This window comes from Bacillus cereus group sp. MYBK195-1 (genome assembly GCF_051916605.1).
Classification (GTDB): Bacteria; Bacillota; Bacilli; order Bacillales; family Bacillaceae_G; genus Bacillus_A; species Bacillus_A cereus.
Map to the genome: position 1 here is coordinate 186473 of NZ_JBQAGZ010000001.1, position 16316 is coordinate 202788.

Sequence of the window (16316 nt, forward strand, 5' to 3'; positions counted from 1 at the left end):
CAGCGATTGCTGTGAGCTTTTATTCGGATTCAGGATAGTATTTTTGTACGACTGTATCCACCGCTTTATTTTTCTTAACGTGTAAAAATCTTGCGTACAGTTCTTTTCCGGTTTCAAATGGTGTATTGTCTAATTCAAACACATGCAACACTTTTCGGAACTTCCACGTTATTTGCTCACCGTACACATTATCGTACGTATCTTCAGATTGCATAGCAATTTTTTTACCAAGTTCGTGAGCATCCTCTAAACTGTTTGCTTTAACAAGAATAATGCTTTCTTCAAAAAGTGTATTGTGATTCTCTTCATAATGCCTTCGCTATAGATGGGGCTATTCCTTGTTATATGTCACATAAGTGCAAATTTAACTATTATAGGGCAATGTCATGTATAATAGAAAGAAAAGGCTTGTGAGGGGGGAAAAGAGATGATCGTTCTTTGGATAATTACGCTTTGTATGACTGCTATTTTTGCATATATGACGTTAAAACAAAATGGTTTAAAGCGATTTGTTCCAGGAAGTATTCTTGCAGGAATTGCCCTTATCACGTATGTAATTTCTATTTTTATTGAAAGTGTATCAGTAGATATGAGCACAAGTTTAATGTTTATTGGTATTACACTATTTGCAGGTAGCATTATGGTACTTGTGGTTGCTGGTATTATTTTATTTATTCATATGAATTCGGAAACGTTATAGCATATAGAAAAGGCATGTCCCGAGGGACATGCCTTTTTATCCGTTCAATTATGCTCTATCTTTAGAAGAGTTTTGCTGTTTTAGTAAGTCGCGAATTTCGCCAAGAAGTTCTTCTTCTTTTGTTGGTTCTGGAAGTTCTTCCTCTTTTTCTTCTTCTCTTTTAGATGTTAGTTTGTTGAAAACTTTAACAAACATAAAGATAGCAGCTGCAATAATTAAGAAATCAAAAATAGTTTGGATGAAGTTACCATACATAATAGATGATTTACCGAATGTAATTTTTAAATCTGTAAAGTCAACGCCACCTAATACCATACCAAGTAATGGTGTGATGATATCTTTTACTAAAGAACTAACGATTTTACCGAATGCAGCACCGATTACAACCCCGACAGCTAAATCGATTACATTCCCTTTGAAAGCGAACTTTTTAAACTCGTTCCACATGTGTTAATCCCATCCTTTCCACGATTCATTATGAAATTTATAATTCCTATCAACATATTCTATAGAAATTTATGAGAGAAATAAAGAGGGAATGGGAATGAAAGTAAATTCTGAAAAATGTATCCGTTTTAATTTTTATTTACATCATCTAGTAGAGATTGTAGCATTTGCTGCGTTTTTAATCCTTCTAATCCATCTACAACGGGCTTTGTATCGCCTTGTACACACTCAATAAAATGATGAACAGCATCTTCAAAACCACGTTGTTTTAACGTCGTATCCCATGATGGGGAACCACTTTGTGAAACTGATTTTTCCTGTTCAATTTCAAATGTATTCATATTTTTTACGCGAATGATTTTTCCTGTCGTTACAAGTTCAATTTGTTCTAAATTAGTACCGGCATGGCGATGCATTGCAGTAGAAAGTAATAGTCCACTTGGAGTTGTATATGTATGATGTCCGTAAAGAAGTTCATTCTTTTCATTGATTTGCATCATATTGTGAACGGCGTTAAGGTCATCATTAGCTAACCAGCGAGCAGTATCTACAATGTGTAAATAATCATCTAACATAGTGAAGTCGTACGTATATGGCCCGACTTTATTTGTACGATGCTTTTCAATTCGAATCCATGAAATATCATGAGCCTGTTCTTTGGCAGCGACATACATAGGAACGAATCTGCGATTAAATCCGACCATTAATTTTCGGTTATACTTCTCGCTTAACTCGACTAGTTGCTCAGCTTGTTCCACTGTAGCTGCTAGCGGTTTATCAACATAAACGTCGATCCCTTTTTTTAGAAGTTCAGAAACGATTTCATAATGCGATGTAGTTGAACTATGAACGAAGATTGCATCGCATTCCGAAGCTAACATTTCAATAGAATGAAAGTCTTGAATTCGGTATTGCTGGCAAACTTGTTTTCTTTTCTGTGCGTTAGGTGTAAACGCCCCTACAAACTTCCAATCAGTTTCTTTTGTAAGTGTTGGAAGATAGGCCTTTTGCGCAATACTTCCAAGTCCAATCATCCCAATTTTAGGTTTGTTCATTTTTATTCCCACCCTATTAATAGTAATGTAACGGCTTAAATGTAGCATAGGGTGGGGGAGGAAGGCAAAAATTAGCTTTTTACTTACGGCCTTCTAACAAAATCTTCTCTATCTCTTCAAAGTGATGAGCGCGAGCATGCTCTAACGGGGTAACACCATCATTGTCTGGAATATTTACATCTGCACCGTGCTCAATAAGAAGGTGAATGACTTGTTGCTGTGTTTCGTTTCCGTTACTTAGTACGATGGCTTCCATTAAAGCTGTCCATCCCAGGTTATTTACATGATTTACATCAATATGTGTTCGAGTGAGGAGTTCCTTTATAACGTCAATATAGCCATGTTCTGAGGCTGGGATAAGAGCTGTTCCGCCGTAACGATTTGTAATCGTAGGATCTGCACCAGCATCAATTGTTAGTTTTAAAATGTCTAAGTAACCTTCCGCACCGGCGTATAGAAAGGGATTATTTTTCATGTCATCTTGGATATTTACGTCAGCACCAGCTTCGATAAGTACCTTTGCGGTTTTTACATCATTTTTGTATGTAGCAATCATAAGCGGAGTGCGTCCTTGACTATCCGTCGCATTTATATTTGCGCCTTGTTTTAGTAAAGATATAACAGTATTCGTTTCATTTTTTTCAGTGGCTGCTAGTAGTGCAGTCTCCATGTTTATCATCTCCTTTTTTACTTCTTGTTCTTGCAAGCATCCTTGTAAAAAAATTACGCAACATATCATACTGAATGTTTTTTTGAACATGGAATTTCAACCTCCTAATTTCAACTGTAAAATAGGAACATTAAATTTTTATAAACTGACGCTAAAATTACTATAAAATCGCTTGAGTAATTGAACATATATTTTTATGCTTATAAATAATAAGGTTTGATAAAGTGAGGATTTAAGATATGTCTATTAAAACAAGGTTTTTATTTTCTTATATTGCTGTTATCCTCGTTTCCATTACGCTTATATTAGTCGCGGGATTTTTAATCGTTTTTTCGATAACAGGTGACTTGGAAGCAGTGAAAAATTTCTATAAAAGTTCTTACATTCAAAAGCCGCTTACACCAGAAGAAGAGAATGCCTATCTTGAGTTGAAGTCAGCAGCCAAACAGCATCAATCTCAATTGCTAGATGAGTCGTTTGTCTCAGCAATAGAAAAAGAGGGTGTGAAAATAGTAGTAAGAAAAGGAGAAACACTTTCATATGCTTCAAACGTATTTGAAAGTGTTTCTTTAAAAGAAGCCCTTCCGAAATTTGAATCAGCAAATATTAATAGTCGTGGTACAACGGAACTAGGCGATACATTTTATCGATATGTAAAGTTTGATTTTTATTTTCCTCAGGAAGAAGAGGGAAGTATATTTGTATTAAAAAAGCAAAGTTCATTTGTAGATCTTACACAAAAATTATTTCCAATCTTATTCGTATCGCTTTTACTACTAGCCATTTTACTCATTGGATTATTAAGTTACCTCGTTTCAAGAAGTGTAATAAAACCAATTTTTGTATTGAAAGGCGCAACGGAGAAAATTAAAGAAGGAAATTTAGATTTTCAAATACCAATTACATCACACGACGAAATAGGGCAATTAAATCAAGGGTTTGAGGAAATGAGGAAGAGATTAAAAGAATCGATAGAGATGCAAACACAGTATGAAGAAAATCGAAAAGAGCTTATTTCAAACATCTCTCATGACTTAAAAACACCGATTACATCAATTATAGGATATGTAGAAGGAATAAAGGACGGAGTAGCAAATACGCCAGAAAAAATGGATAAGTATTTAACAACTATCCATACGAAAGCAAGACATATGGATACACTTATTGATGAATTATTTTTATTCTCAAAGCTCGATTTGAATCGAGTTCCCTTTCAGTTTGAAACGGTTGAATTGAATACGTTTATGCAAGAGTTAATCGAAGAGATGCAAATGGATTTAAGTAAAGAAGGTATAGAAGTTAACTTACAATTACATGCATCACCACTATATGTAACGGCTGATTGCGAAAAGATCAATAGAGTTATATCAAATTTAATTCATAATAGTGTGAAATACATGGATAAAGAAGAGAAGAAAATTACTGTAACAGTATCGAGTGATAATAATAAAGTTATTGTGAAAGTGATGGACAACGGATCAGGTATAGAATCTGATACATTGCCGTATATCTTTGAACGTTTTTATCGTGCAGAACAATCGCGGAATTCTAGCACAGGTGGAAGTGGACTTGGTTTAGCGATAGCGAAGCAAATTGTTGAAGAACATGGCGGGGAAATTTGGGCGGAAAGCGAGCTTGGGAAAGGCACAAGCATTTTCTTCTCATTGGAAAAAGTAGAGGAATGTGGTGAGTAAATTGAAAAGAATTTTATTAATAGAAGATGAAGTAAGTATTGCAGAATTACAGCGAGATTATTTAGAAATTAATGATTTCCAAGTTGATGTAGAGCATTCAGGAGAAATAGGTTTACAAACAGCTCTGCAAGAAGACTATGATTTAATTATTTTAGATATTATGCTTCCGAAAATGAACGGATTCGAAATTTGTAAACAAATACGTGCTGTAAAAGATATTCCGATTCTACTTGTTTCAGCAAAAAAAGAAGATATAGATAAAATTCGCGGACTCGGATTAGGAGCGGATGATTATATAACGAAACCGTTTAGCCCGAGTGAATTAGTCGCAAGAGTAAAAGCACATATTGCCCGTTATGAAAGATTATTAGGAAATGTAAGTAAGCAACGTGATACGTTATATATTCACGGAATTTCTATCGATCAACGAGCGAGAAAAGTTTTTATAAACAATGAAGAAGTTGCGTTTACAACGAAGGAATTTGATTTATTAACATTCTTTGTCACACATCCAAACCAAGTATTAAATAAAGAACAGTTATTTGAACGCATTTGGGGATTAGATTCCGCTGGGGATTTAGCCACTGTTGTCGTCCACATTAGAAAGCTACGTGAAAAAATTGAAAGAGATCCTGCTCACCCGCAATATATTGAAACAGTATGGGGAGCTGGTTATCGTTTTAACGTGTAATATACCTGCCGAGTAATTGGCAGGTTTTTTATGTTATTTGCAAAAAGGAAATAATAGGTAATTTGTGTTAAGATATAAAGAGAGATAAAACATAGTAGAGCATGAGAGGGTGTGCTACATTTTGGGAGATACATTACAAGATAATAAATCAAACAAGGTCTTAAGGATTGGAACTAATATTATAATTATTTTATTAATTATTGGTGCAATACAAATGTTTTATGATAAAGATTATACAAATGATCATTTCGGCTGGTTATTTTTAGTATTAGGTTGGATAGTTAGAAGCATTTTTAATATTACGATAGGTTTAAAAGAAGGAGATAAAAAGTCAGTGTTGTTTGATGTAGGTTTGGTGCTCTTTTCCTTTTATCTTTTATTTTTATATAGTACGAAATATTTCTTCTGAAAATTTAGCTCATAGTCTTATAGAGACTGTGAGCTTTCCTTAATAATAACGGTACTGGCGTAACGATTTATAAAATATTTGAGTAGTAGAAGTAAACAGGGTCGCTTCTTCTAAAAAAGGATAATGGTTGCTCTCCTCAAATGTCACAAAAGTAGAATCGCATATAACCTCATGTATCTCGATGGAATATTGAATAGGACACTGCACATCATATCTTCCGCATATAATAAGTGTCTTTGTTTGGATGAAAGGTAAATACTCTCTTAAATCAAATGAAGGATATTCATTGGCGAAAGCATTCATCCGGCTAATGGACATTGTTTTGTTGATTGGTTTACAAAAATAAGAGTTGTAGTTTTCTGGTTTAAACAATGATAATTTTGTTCTCTCAGTAGATAGTTCTTTTCGTTCTTCATTTGTAAGGTGAGGGCTTTTTAAGTTTTCGATGAGTTTTTGCATATAATGAAACTGTGGATGTGCTGGGTGATAAATGCAAAATGGTGTTTCGGTATAGTTACTTGCTGCAGCGCCTGCTATGACTAATGAGTGTAAGGAATTTGGATATGTAATCGCATATAAAAGTCCAAGCATACCACCTGTTGAATGACCGGCGAAATGCCATGTTGGAAGTTGTAATACTTCTCGTATGGCTTCTAAGTCGTTGATTGTTTCAATCATGCTTAATTCGTTTTCTGACTGGGCGGTTACAGAGCGACCAGTATCTCGTAAATTAATGAGAAATACACGATGCGTAGCAGTAAAAACATCCGCAAAGTAATCCCCAGTTTCATTAAATTGTGAATAGTGATGTGTAATACAAAGCGATTCGCCATTTCCTTTTGTAAAGAGTTCAAATGTACCGCGTTTCGTGTTGATTATTTGTTGTGTCCACATAATATCACGACCTTTTCTCATAAAAGTTGGGCCAGACTGTTATGAAATGAAAATATATCAGCGATTATTAGAATATATCGGCGCAACTCGGAATATATCAGCGATTATTAGAATATATCGGCGCAACTCGGAATATATCAGCGATTATCAAAATATATCGGCGTAACTCGGAATATATCAGCGATTATTAACATATATCGACTTACCGACAGAAAACGACAATAATAGCAAACTTCAAATAAAAGGAGGCTATTCAAAAACGAGCCTCCTTTTCGTTAGTATAAAGATTTTGTCATATTATTCCGAATAATTTCAAGGGATTTCGCTACAGTTAATGCGTTTTTTTCTTCAATTTCTGGTTTACGGGGGATAGGTTTATACATGTTGTCTGGATCTTCCCATGTGAGGGGAAGTTCTGTTTCTGCTTGTCCTTTCCAAGCTGCAATCCATTCTGGAGGGAGATAACCTGAGATGTTTTGGATGTTGTTCATTTCGAGCCAAATGAGTGCCCAAGCTCTTGGAACGACGCGCCAGTGATCATAGCCACCGCCGCCGACAGCGATCCAGCGACCGTCGCAATATTCATTAGCAATTTCACGAGCGAGCTTCGGTATTTCGCGGTAAATATTCATTGTCGCACAAAGATGTGTAAGTGGGTCATAATAATGTGCGTCAGCACCATTTTGCGTTAAAATAATATCCGGTTTAAAGTACGCTGCAACTTCTTTTACAACAGTTCGATATGCTTCTAAGAACGATTCATCTTCTGTAAAAGCATCGAGTGGAACGTTAAAAGAATAACTATAACCATTACCTTGTCCACGTTCGTTTACAGCGCCAGTTCCAGGGAATAAATAGCGACCAGTTTCATGCAGTGAAATGGTGCATACGTTAGGGTCATCATAAAACGACCACTGTACGCCATCACCGTGATGAGCATCTGTATCAATATATAAGACGCGTAAACCGTATTTCTTTTGAATATATTTCATTGCGATAGAACTGTCGTTATAAATACAAAAGCCAGATGCTTTGCCGCGAAAGCCGTGATGTAAGCCGCCGCCCAAATTAAGTGCGTGTTTTACTTTTCCGGAAAGAACAGCATCGACAGCTGTTAACGTACCGCCAACGAGCAATGCGCTTGCTTCGTGCATATTTGGGAACATCGGTGTATCTTCTGTTCCGAGTCCATATGTCATCGCAATTGATTTTTCTAACTTTCCTTCTCCAGCACGTTTTACCGCATTTATGTACTCCTCTGTATGAACGTAGGCAATCTCTTCATCTGTAGCCATCCGTGGTGAGATGATTTGAGAGGGAGAGATGAAACCGCCCTTTTGTAATAAATCATACGTAAGTGTGACGCGCAGTTGGTTAAAAGGATGATCAGGGCTAAATGAATAGCCCCGAAAGTCATCCGAATAAATAAACGCGCTACTCATGCTTGCATCCCCATGATGTTTGGCCATAATACGCGGTAGCCTTCTGCTTCAAGTGCATCAATCACTTTTAGAGGATTCATCGTTTGAATGCGGAAAACGAGTACTTTATCATTCTCGTCTTTTGCTGGGTAGACGAGAACGCTCACGATATTTATTTGTAAATCACTAAAAATAGCAACGACTTTTCCAAGAATACCAGGTTCGTTTTTTACTTGAATTTCAATTTGCGAACTTGGTTGATGTGCTCCTGTTAATTTTACTAATGTGTGCAGTACTGTAGATTCAGAAATGATTCCAACTAACTTCCCGGCCTTTGTAACAGGAAGACAGCCAATTTTATTTTCAAAAAATAAAGTAGCAATTTCCTCAACAAAATCGAGAGGATGGCAAGTCATAACAGGATGTTTCATAATAAGTTCGAGCGGTTGCTGTAGCATATCGAGTGAAACTTGTTCATCTAGAATAGACGGACTTGCATCTCTTACATCCCGATCAGAAATAATGCCTACGACGTGATTATTTTGATCGACAATTGGAATGTGCCGAATGCCTTTCGTGCGTATCGTTCGGATTGCTGTTTCGATTGTATCGTTTGGATGTAATGTAACTACATTTTGATTCATAATTTCTTCTACAATCATTCCAGTTGCCCCCTTTATTAATACATAAAACGATTGTGAAAACGTAGACGATCAAAAGCTTGAATAGAATCCGTATCAACGCGTTTACCGATGCGGACCATTAAACAGTTGGCAGGATGTGAACAAATTTCAGGATCGTCTGTAGCCATCCATTGTAACCCGCCAGCATTCATCATCTTCTCCATTACTTTTCGGTATTCCCACACATTCAATCCTGTTTGTTTCAAATCCCAGTGCCAATAATATTCAGTCGTCAATATAATGTAATCTTCCATATAATCGTCCATCATAGAAACCTCTAGTAAGTTCTTTCCGACAGAACTCCCGCGGAAGGCTGGGACTACTTCAATTGCCCCAAGCTCAATTAAGTTTTCCATTTTTCCTTCTGACCATCGTTCAAGTGGATCAGGATACAAGTATGTAACATATCCAACAATTGTTTGGTCATGTCTAGCAATAATGAGACGAGCTTCTGGTAATTTAGAAATTTCGACAATTGCTTTATATTGTTGCTCGGCAGGACGAAACGCAATTAAGTCTGGATGAAACTCATACATTTCTAAGTTATGTGTAGAGACAGGACCTTCAATAATTAAAGTGCCTTTCGCTGTTTTTAAGTTTCTAGCATTATATATTTTTTTATGAATCAATGTATTGCTCACCACCTTGAGGGTTTGTGAATCTATTAATATCGTACTTTATAATATATGCGATGTGAATCGAAATTTGTCATTAAAAATTTGTCTAAAAATCAACAAATATACTGAAAATTTTAAATAATGTCATTATAATAGATAATAGAATACATAGGAGGGGGATGTAAAGTATGAAAGTAGAAACGCTTCCTGTCATTAAAGGAGAAAATAATTTGCCGAATTATGATGAGGCATACGCGAATTTTAACTGGGAAGAGGTTAATAAAAACTTTACTTGGAATGAAACAGGCCGAGTAAATATGGCGTATGAGGCAATTGATAAGCATGCGAAATCCGATCGAAAGAATAAAGTAGCTCTTTATTATCAAGATGGATCGCGAAAAGAGAAATATACATTTAAGGAAATGAAGGATTTTTCTAATAAAGCAGGAAACGTCCTTAAGAATTATGGCGATGTAGAAAAAGGCGATCGCGTTTTTATTTTTATGCCACGTTCTCCAGAGTTATATTTCGCACTTTTAGGTGCAGTGAAATTAGGAGCAATTGTTGGACCGCTATTTGAAGCATTTATGGAAGGCGCAGTTCGCGATCGCTTAGAAGATAGCGAAGCAAAGGTGTTAATTACAACGCCTGAATTGTTAGAGCGCGTACCATTAAATGATTTACCGGCTTTAAAAACAGTTTTCCTTGTTGGAGATAATGTAGAAGAAGGCGGTAAAACGGTAGCGTTCAATCCTTTATTTGAACAAGCTTCAAAAGAATTACATATTGAATGGTTAGGCCGTGAAGACGGCTTGATTCTACATTACACGTCTGGTTCTACTGGTAAGCCAAAAGGTGTGCTTCATGCGCAAAACGCAATGGTTCAGCACTATCAAACGGCGAAGTGGGTATTAGATTTAAAAGAAGACGATGTATATTGGTGTACTGCTGACCCGGGCTGGGTAACTGGAACAGCTTACGGTATTTTCGCACCGTGGTTAGTTGGAGCGTCAAACGTTATTTTAGGTGGACGCTTTAGTCCAGAAGCTTGGTATGAAGCACTGCAAGATTACGGTGTGACGGTTTGGTACAGCGCACCAACAGCATTCCGTATGTTAATGGGAGCTGGACAAGACGCAATTAAAAAATATGACTTATCACAAGTTCGTCACGTATTAAGCGTTGGTGAGCCGTTAAATCCAGAAGTAATTCGCTGGGGTATGAACGCATTTGGACTTCGTATTCATGATACGTGGTGGATGACAGAAACAGGTGGACAAGTTATTTGTAACTACCCTTGTATGGAAATCCGTCCAGGTTCAATGGGTAAACCAATTCCAGGTGTGAAAGCAGCGATTGTTGATAATGAAGGAAATGAAGTGCCTCCTTACACAATGGGTAACTTAGCAATTGCGAAAGGTTGGCCATCTATGATGCGTGGGATCTGGAATAACCAGCAAAAATATGAATCTTATTTCATGCCGGGAGATTGGTACGTATCAGGCGACTCTGCCTATATGGATGAAGATGGATACTTCTGGTTCCAAGGACGTATTGACGATGTAATTATGACGTCAGGTGAGCGCGTTGGTCCGTTTGAAGTAGAAAGTAAATTAATCGAGCATGCTGCTGTTGCAGAAGCTGGTGTAATTGGTATTCCTGATCCGGTGCGCGGCGAAATTATTAAAGCATTTATCGCACTTCGAGCAGGATACGAACCATCTGATGAATTAAAAGAAGAAATTCGTCAATTTGTAAAGAAAGGCCTAGCAGCTCATGCAGCGCCACGACAAATTGAATTTAGAGATAAATTACCGAAAACGAGAAGTGGTAAAATTATGCGCCGCGTATTAAAAGCGTGGGAGCTGAATTTACCAACAGGTGACTTATCAACGATGGAAGATTAAGAGAGGAAGGTCTGAACGAAAAATGTTCAGGCCTTTCTTTTTTATGATATCATGAACTTATATATACAAGTTAAAGGGGATAGTATGATGAAAACAGAAAAGGAAAAGATGATACTAGGAGAAATGTACATACCGGCTGATCTAGTTTTAGTACAAGAAAGAGAGCAAGCGCGTATATTAACGAGAAAATTAAATGATACGTCAGAAGAGCAATTGAAAGAGCGTAGCGAAATCGTAAAAGAATTATTCGGAACGACAGGAGATAATATTCATCTTGAATCTTCTTTTAGATGTGATTACGGCTATAACATTCATGTCGGTGAAAATTTTTACGCGAACTTTGACTGTACGATTCTAGACGTATGCCCGGTAACAATCGGAGTGAACTGTATGTTAGCTCCAGGTGTCCACATTTATACAGCAACGCACCCACTTGATCCAATTGAGCGTATAAGCGGATCAGAATACGGAAAACCAGTTACAATTGGCGATAACGTATGGATTGGCGGAAGAGCAATTATTAATCCAGGTGTAACAATTGGAGACAATGCGGTGATCGCATCTGGTGCTGTCGTAACGAAAGATGTGCCTAATAATGTAGTAGTTGGTGGGAATCCTGCAAAGATTATAAAAAAACTAAAATAATATTTGAACGAAGTGCCTTCCTCGTCTGTATACATTTATGAAAGAATAGATGAGGGAGGCTTTTTTATGTCTAATAAATTACTTCTTACTTTTGCTGTAATTGGAATTATAGTTGTATTTTCTTGTGGTCTTTTCTTACCGATACCAATTGGATATAGAGTATCAATGCTTACAGCTGGAGTTATAATGGGTGTTATGTTTTCAATCATTATTCCATTTGATAGAAAACATATAGTACGGAAAAATGGATATAAAATTGATTTTACAAAAACAAAAGTGTATTTTCGCTGGAATGTATTTGACACTATTTCTATCTGCCTTGCGTTGTATGCATGCATATGTGTGCAAGCGTTAAATACTTTAGTTACAATGGGATTTACGATTCAAAACCCATATGTGCAATTTTTTACAAATCAATCACAATTGTGGATTTTTATTGCGATTGCATATTTAATTTCCCGTATTTCATTAACGTTAAAAGGAATAAAGGAGATCAAAAATCATGGCGCAGATTGGGATTGAGGAGGAGCTCATGCTTGCGTATCAAAGTGGAGATAAACAAGCGGGAGAAAGACTATATGTTTTAATCAAACCAGCGCTATACACATTTTTATATCGATTTAACCGAGATGAACAATTAAGTATCGATCTTGTACAAGATACGTTTTTGACGCTAGAGCGTAAGAAACATATGTATGAACTTGAAAAAGGTAAAATAAAAACGTATTTATTTCAAATTGGTTATCGTCTTATGATTAATAAATTAAATAGGAGAAAAAAGTGGCGTACGCTTTTGCCATTTTTAGTGCCGATTCCGGAAAAAGAATTTTCTCACGAAGATCGGCTCACAGTAAGAGAAGCAATTTTGAAAGTTCCAGAAGAGCAAAGAGCGGTCCTAATCCTTTCTTATTATCATGACATGCAGCAAAAAGAAATTGCAGAGATATTAAACATTCCGATTGGAACGGTGAAATCGAGACTTCATAACGGGATAAAGAAATTGAAACAATTGCTGGAGGTGGACGAAATTGAGCGAAAATCCCTTTAAGAGTGAATATAAGTTAAAGCAACATTTAGATAGTGATCATGTAGAAATACCAGACTTTCCAAAAACGGTAAGTCGATTCGATCGATTAATCGGGTTTCTTGGTTCCCCAGCGAAAGATCCTGTGGAGGCGACCATTGGGAATGATTTATCGATTGTGTTTCATGTATCGTTATTAGTTGGGCTTCCGGTTATTTCTATAATTATGATATTAATTATAGGATTTTAAATAGGGTAGGAGAAATGAAGTGCATAGTGAAAGCTATGTGCTTTTTACATTTATACATATTATGAAATTAATTCCAAATGAAATAATAATATGTTAATATACAAATATATAATTAATATATTGTTGAGAGGAAGATAAATTATGAGACAGTGTTCCAATTGTGGAAGTCAGGTGCGACAGCATGATAATTTTTGTGGGGATTGTGGTATGAATTTAGAGAAACAACAATGTTCAGAGGAGATATTAGAAACGAACAATGAATGGAATGTAGAGAATAAGAAAAAAACTAGTTTTCTAGCCCATAAACGATTCGTAGTTGTAAGTGCAATAGCCTTAATAATCGTTGCAAGCACTATTTATATTTTTTTAACTCATTCTTCTTCTTTTAATAAGATGAAAGGGTATTGGTATGCTGGCGGTAAAGGGGCTTACCTTCAGATTCAAGAAATAGACGATAAAAATATTGAAATAGTGTTTTATGAAAAGAGAGGGAAAACAGAAAGAGTTAAAGGGAGTGTAGTAGATTATAATGATAATCAAGTAATATGTAATATGTCATACCCTTGGAATGGAAGAGTGAAATTGGAATTATTGGATGATACAACGTTGTACATGAGTGAAGAGGGAAAGAAATCGCATAAATTAAAACTGACAAAGGTTTCCGAAAAGGAGATGCAAGAGTTTTATGGAGGGGAAAAATCTTCAAGGTAGTTTGTATATAGTATTTTCTTCAATTTGACACATGCTAGTAAATAATGATATAAAGAAAAGTATATGAATAATTGAGCGTGGAAAGGGAGAAGTAGTGATCATTTCCCTGTTTTAGAGAGCTGATGGTCGGTGAAAATCAGCACATAGATGATCGCGAATTACGCCCCTAGAGCATCTTTTTTCGATTGAATTGTATTCAAAAGGGAAAAGACGGTGCTAAGCCGTTATGTAAATAAGGTGGTAGGCTTTTTTGCCTGCAACTAGGGTGGTAACGCGATAATCAAAATCGTCCCTTATTTGAAGGGGCGATTTTTTTATGTTTTCAACCTTCACGCCAGTAATGAACTTAAAGGAGAGTATGTAGGATATGGGTATTTTACAAGATCTTGAATTTCGCGGTCTAATTAATCAGCAAACAGATGCTGAGGGCCTTGAGCAATTATTAGAAAAAGAAAGCGTTAAATTATACTGTGGTTTCGATCCGACAGCAGATAGCTTACACATTGGTCATATGTTACCAGTATTAATGTTACGTCGTTTCCAATTAGCTGGTCACCAACCAATCGCACTTGTTGGTGGTGGTACTGGTATGATCGGTGACCCAAGTGGTAAAAAAGCAGAGCGTACATTAAATACGAAAGATACAGTTGCTTACTACACAGAAAGTATTAAAAACCAACTTTCAAACTTCTTAGAGTTCGAAAACGTGGACAACCCAGCAACAATGGCTAACAACTATGACTGGCTTGGTAACTTAGATGTCATTTCATTCTTACGCGATATCGGTAAAAACTTCGGTTTAAACTATATGTTAGCAAAAGATACAGTAGCATCTCGTTTAGAAACTGGTATTTCATTCACTGAGTTCAGTTACATGATTTTACAATCATACGACTTCTTAAACTTATACCAACAACATAATTGTCGCCTACAAATCGGTGGTAGTGACCAATGGGGTAACATTACAGCGGGTCTTGAATTAATCCGTAAATCAGAAGAAGATGCGAAAGCATTCGGTTTAACAATTCCACTTGTTACTAAATCTGACGGTACGAAGTTTGGTAAAACAGAAGGCGGAGCAATTTGGTTAGACCCAGAGAAAACAACTCCTTACGAGTTCTACCAATTCTGGATTAACACAGATGACCGCGATGTTGTTAAATACTTAAAATACTTCACATTCTTATCTCATGAAGAAATTCTTGAGCTTGAAAAGCAAGTAGCTGAAGCGCCAGAAAAACGTGCAGCACAAAAAGCATTAGGTTCTGAAATGACAAAACTTGTTCATGGTGAAGAAGCATTAGAGCAAGCGATTAAAATTTCAGCTGCATTATTCAGCGGTTCTGTAGCAGAACTGACTGCAAGCGAAATCGAGCAAGGATTCAAAGACGTACCATCTGTAGAACGTACTGCAGAAGATACAGTATTAATCGACTTACTTGTAGAAAGCAAAATCTCTCCATCAAAACGTCAAGCACGTGAAGATGTAACGAACGGCGCAATCTACGTGAACGGTGAGCGTACACAAGCATTAGACTACGTTGTAACAGAAAACGACCGCATCGAAGGTAAATTCACAATCATTCGCCGCGGTAAGAAGAAATATTTCTTAATTCGTTACTAATAAATAAAAAGCTTTGAGGAATTTCCTCAAAGCTTTTTTGTTTTAATCTCCTTTTCGAGTTCATACGGAAATCACATGTAAGCGGTATGATAAACGTATAACAATTAGAAAGGAGTGGTAAAACGAAATGTCACTAGAAGCGTTGATTATTTTTTCTTTGCTAAACGCGGGTCAACTTGCAGAGAATTCGAAGGTTGATATACATAAAGAGCAGAAAGATGCTTATGTATATGTTCAAAAAGAGGAAAATAAATAACTTTAATATATATAAATAAAAGCTACTCGAAGTAACTGTTTTGGTGTCTTCGATAGCTTTTTACATTATGAATAAATAGGAATTAATTCTCGTTTAAAATCTTCGTACATTTCAAAGGCAATTTTCATGATTTCTTTGAGTTCATCGTAACTGTGGAAGCATACTGCCGGCAATCTTTCAGAACCATTGGATAATACTTTTACAAACATATCCCATGAATTCCCAACTCTAACTTCACCATTATAACTTGCAGACCAAATGAACTCAACAAGCCCATATTTTAAGCTGATATTGAATCTGAAAGTATAGAAATCCTTGTTCTTTACTTCACCAACAATAAAAAAGTTTTCTTTTTTCATAAAACGGGCTTTATAGCCAAGAGACTCAAATACTGCAATTACTTTTTCGTTTTCATAGTTTTCAAATGTATTTTCCTTATCAGAAAACTTTTCTGATAGGGCTTTATATCTCTTAATAAAATCAATTTTTGCAAGACTGGCTTGTATTTCAGGTTTTAATGAATAAGACAAAAGTTATTCCTCCTAAAATATTAAGTCTATCCTTATTTTTGGGTCATTACTTCATATATCTTTAAGGTGAAATCATGAATAAATAGGA

At 36.1% G+C, this 16316-nt stretch carries 20 protein-coding genes, 1 pseudogene and 1 other annotated feature; of the genes and pseudogenes, 12 read left to right on the forward strand and 9 right to left on the reverse strand.

The window, feature by feature from the left end; genetic code table 11:
- Nucleotides 1–19: 19 nt before the first annotated feature.
- Nucleotides 20–313: pseudogene (locus ACTFRY_RS01055) on the reverse strand (DUF4288 domain-containing protein); the annotation flags it as partial.
- A gap of 114 nt (nt 314–427) precedes the next feature.
- Between ACTFRY_RS01055 and ACTFRY_RS01060 the strand changes: the two are divergent.
- Nucleotides 428–700 (forward strand): DUF3917 domain-containing protein, encoded by a 273-nt coding sequence (locus ACTFRY_RS01060; protein ID WP_000636590.1) that lies wholly within the window; start codon nt 428–430, stop codon nt 698–700.
- A 48-nt stretch (nt 701–748) separates the two neighbouring features.
- Here ACTFRY_RS01060 and mscL read toward each other — a convergent pair whose 3' ends face one another.
- From mscL to ACTFRY_RS01075, 3 genes are all read right to left on the reverse strand, one after another.
- The gene (gene mscL, locus ACTFRY_RS01065; protein ID WP_000267003.1) at nt 749–1147 is read right to left on the reverse strand and encodes a large-conductance mechanosensitive channel protein MscL; all 399 of its coding nucleotides are present in this window, start codon (nt 1145–1147) and stop codon (nt 749–751) included.
- Between the two features lie 128 nt (nt 1148–1275).
- Nucleotides 1276–2202, reverse strand: a complete 927-nt coding sequence (locus tag ACTFRY_RS01070) for a Gfo/Idh/MocA family protein (protein ID WP_098617024.1) — start codon at nt 2200–2202, stop codon at nt 1276–1278.
- Nucleotides 2203–2281: 79 nt separating this feature from the next.
- On the reverse strand, nt 2282–2962 hold the full coding sequence (locus ACTFRY_RS01075; RefSeq protein WP_000474102.1) for an ankyrin repeat domain-containing protein: 681 nt from the start codon (nt 2960–2962) through the stop codon (nt 2282–2284).
- A 149-nt stretch (nt 2963–3111) separates the two neighbouring features.
- On the opposite strand from ACTFRY_RS01075, the gene ACTFRY_RS01080 reads away from it, so the two are divergent.
- The 3 genes from ACTFRY_RS01080 to ACTFRY_RS01090 all read left to right on the forward strand — a co-directional run bounded on the left by ACTFRY_RS01080 (nt 3112) and on the right by ACTFRY_RS01090 (nt 5666).
- A complete protein-coding gene (locus tag ACTFRY_RS01080; protein WP_000023869.1) occupies nt 3112–4566 on the forward strand; it encodes a sensor histidine kinase in 1455 nt (484 codons plus the stop codon).
- Nucleotide 4567: 1 nt separating this feature from the next.
- The gene (locus ACTFRY_RS01085) at nt 4568–5257 is read left to right on the forward strand and encodes a response regulator transcription factor (RefSeq protein ID WP_001986686.1); all 690 of its coding nucleotides are present in this window, start codon (nt 4568–4570) and stop codon (nt 5255–5257) included.
- Between the two features lie 121 nt (nt 5258–5378).
- Nucleotides 5379–5666, forward strand: a complete 288-nt coding sequence (locus ACTFRY_RS01090) for a hypothetical protein (RefSeq protein ID WP_000502934.1) — start codon at nt 5379–5381, stop codon at nt 5664–5666.
- Nucleotides 5667–5705: 39 nt separating this feature from the next.
- Here the strand turns inward: ACTFRY_RS01090 and ACTFRY_RS01095 are convergent, their stop codons facing one another.
- From ACTFRY_RS01095 to acuA, 4 genes are all read right to left on the reverse strand, one after another.
- Nucleotides 5706–6581 (reverse strand): alpha/beta fold hydrolase, encoded by an 876-nt coding sequence (locus ACTFRY_RS01095; protein ID WP_141541500.1) that lies wholly within the window; start codon nt 6579–6581, stop codon nt 5706–5708.
- A gap of 254 nt (nt 6582–6835) precedes the next feature.
- Entirely contained in the window at nt 6836–8002 is a 1167-nt protein-coding gene (gene acuC / locus ACTFRY_RS01100; protein WP_080119306.1) for an acetoin utilization protein AcuC, read from the reverse strand.
- Nucleotides 7999–8643, reverse strand: coding sequence for an acetoin utilization AcuB family protein (locus tag ACTFRY_RS01105; protein ID WP_000634583.1), 645 nt, complete (start codon nt 8641–8643; stop codon nt 7999–8001). Before ACTFRY_RS01105 ends, acuC begins: the two co-directional genes overlap by 4 nt.
- A gap of 17 nt (nt 8644–8660) precedes the next feature.
- Entirely contained in the window at nt 8661–9293 is a 633-nt protein-coding gene (gene acuA, locus ACTFRY_RS01110) for an acetoin utilization protein acetyltransferase AcuA (RefSeq protein WP_000581388.1), read from the reverse strand.
- A 176-nt stretch (nt 9294–9469) separates the two neighbouring features.
- On the opposite strand from acuA, the gene acsA reads away from it, so the two are divergent.
- From acsA to ACTFRY_RS01150, 8 genes are all read left to right on the forward strand, one after another.
- Complete coding sequence (gene acsA, locus ACTFRY_RS01115) at nt 9470–11188, forward strand: acetate--CoA ligase (RefSeq protein ID WP_000862049.1); 1719 nt, start codon at nt 9470–9472, stop codon at nt 11186–11188.
- A gap of 84 nt (nt 11189–11272) precedes the next feature.
- Complete coding sequence (locus tag ACTFRY_RS01120) at nt 11273–11833, forward strand: maltose acetyltransferase domain-containing protein (RefSeq protein ID WP_002001062.1); 561 nt, start codon at nt 11273–11275, stop codon at nt 11831–11833.
- 66 nt (nt 11834–11899) lie between these two features.
- Nucleotides 11900–12355: a hypothetical protein gene (locus ACTFRY_RS01125; RefSeq protein WP_000066457.1), complete on the forward strand. Its 456-nt coding sequence runs from the start codon at nt 11900–11902 to the stop codon at nt 12353–12355.
- Nucleotides 12336–12881, forward strand: a complete 546-nt coding sequence (locus ACTFRY_RS01130; protein ID WP_000057201.1) for an RNA polymerase sigma factor — start codon at nt 12336–12338, stop codon at nt 12879–12881. The genes ACTFRY_RS01125 and ACTFRY_RS01130 overlap by 20 nt, the downstream gene beginning before the upstream one ends.
- Nucleotides 12862–13107, forward strand: coding sequence for a hypothetical protein (locus ACTFRY_RS01135; protein ID WP_097855476.1), 246 nt, complete (start codon nt 12862–12864; stop codon nt 13105–13107). Before ACTFRY_RS01130 ends, ACTFRY_RS01135 begins: the two co-directional genes overlap by 20 nt.
- Nucleotides 13108–13248: 141 nt before the next feature.
- The gene (locus ACTFRY_RS01140; RefSeq protein WP_222127656.1) at nt 13249–13818 is read left to right on the forward strand and encodes a zinc ribbon domain-containing protein; all 570 of its coding nucleotides are present in this window, start codon (nt 13249–13251) and stop codon (nt 13816–13818) included.
- A 69-nt stretch (nt 13819–13887) separates the two neighbouring features.
- Nucleotides 13888–14115: a binding site (T-box leader), on the forward strand.
- Between the two features lie 70 nt (nt 14116–14185).
- Nucleotides 14186–15442, forward strand: a complete 1257-nt coding sequence (gene tyrS, locus ACTFRY_RS01145; protein ID WP_000512083.1) for a tyrosine--tRNA ligase — start codon at nt 14186–14188, stop codon at nt 15440–15442.
- 127 nt (nt 15443–15569) lie between these two features.
- A complete protein-coding gene (locus ACTFRY_RS01150; protein ID WP_000050940.1) occupies nt 15570–15698 on the forward strand; it encodes a hypothetical protein in 129 nt (42 codons plus the stop codon).
- Nucleotides 15699–15763: 65 nt separating this feature from the next.
- Here the strand turns inward: ACTFRY_RS01150 and ACTFRY_RS01155 are convergent, their stop codons facing one another.
- Nucleotides 15764–16228 (reverse strand): hypothetical protein, encoded by a 465-nt coding sequence (locus tag ACTFRY_RS01155; RefSeq protein ID WP_098617026.1) that lies wholly within the window; start codon nt 16226–16228, stop codon nt 15764–15766.
- Nucleotides 16229–16316: the final 88 nt, after the last annotated feature.

What these genes read in the sequence shown, in the direction of transcription:
- ACTFRY_RS01060 (WP_000636590.1), top strand. Translation starts at nt 428, where the DNA reads ATGATCGTTCTTTGGATAATTACGCTTTGTATGACTGCTATTTTTGCA.
- mscL (WP_000267003.1), bottom strand. Translation starts at nt 1,147, where the DNA reads ATGTGGAACGAGTTTAAAAAGTTCGCTTTCAAAGGGAATGTAATCGAT.
- ACTFRY_RS01070 (WP_098617024.1), bottom strand. Translation starts at nt 2,202, where the DNA reads ATGAACAAACCTAAAATTGGGATGATTGGACTTGGAAGTATTGCGCAA.
- ACTFRY_RS01075 (WP_000474102.1), bottom strand. Translation starts at nt 2,962, where the DNA reads ATGTTCAAAAAAACATTCAGTATGATATGTTGCGTAATTTTTTTACAA.
- ACTFRY_RS01080 (WP_000023869.1), top strand. Translation starts at nt 3,112, where the DNA reads ATGTCTATTAAAACAAGGTTTTTATTTTCTTATATTGCTGTTATCCTC.
- ACTFRY_RS01095 (WP_141541500.1), bottom strand. Translation starts at nt 6,581, where the DNA reads ATGAGAAAAGGTCGTGATATTATGTGGACACAACAAATAATCAACACG.
- acuC (WP_080119306.1), bottom strand. Translation starts at nt 8,002, where the DNA reads ATGAGTAGCGCGTTTATTTATTCGGATGACTTTCGGGGCTATTCATTT.
- ACTFRY_RS01105 (WP_000634583.1), bottom strand. Translation starts at nt 8,643, where the DNA reads ATGATTGTAGAAGAAATTATGAATCAAAATGTAGTTACATTACATCCA.
- acsA (WP_000862049.1), top strand. Translation starts at nt 9,470, where the DNA reads ATGAAAGTAGAAACGCTTCCTGTCATTAAAGGAGAAAATAATTTGCCG.
- ACTFRY_RS01120 (WP_002001062.1), top strand. Translation starts at nt 11,273, where the DNA reads ATGATGAAAACAGAAAAGGAAAAGATGATACTAGGAGAAATGTACATA.
- ACTFRY_RS01125 (WP_000066457.1), top strand. Translation starts at nt 11,900, where the DNA reads ATGTCTAATAAATTACTTCTTACTTTTGCTGTAATTGGAATTATAGTT.
- ACTFRY_RS01130 (WP_000057201.1), top strand. Translation starts at nt 12,336, where the DNA reads ATGGCGCAGATTGGGATTGAGGAGGAGCTCATGCTTGCGTATCAAAGT.
- ACTFRY_RS01140 (WP_222127656.1), top strand. Translation starts at nt 13,249, where the DNA reads ATGAGACAGTGTTCCAATTGTGGAAGTCAGGTGCGACAGCATGATAAT.
- tyrS (WP_000512083.1), top strand. Translation starts at nt 14,186, where the DNA reads ATGGGTATTTTACAAGATCTTGAATTTCGCGGTCTAATTAATCAGCAA.
- ACTFRY_RS01150 (WP_000050940.1), top strand. Translation starts at nt 15,570, where the DNA reads ATGTCACTAGAAGCGTTGATTATTTTTTCTTTGCTAAACGCGGGTCAA.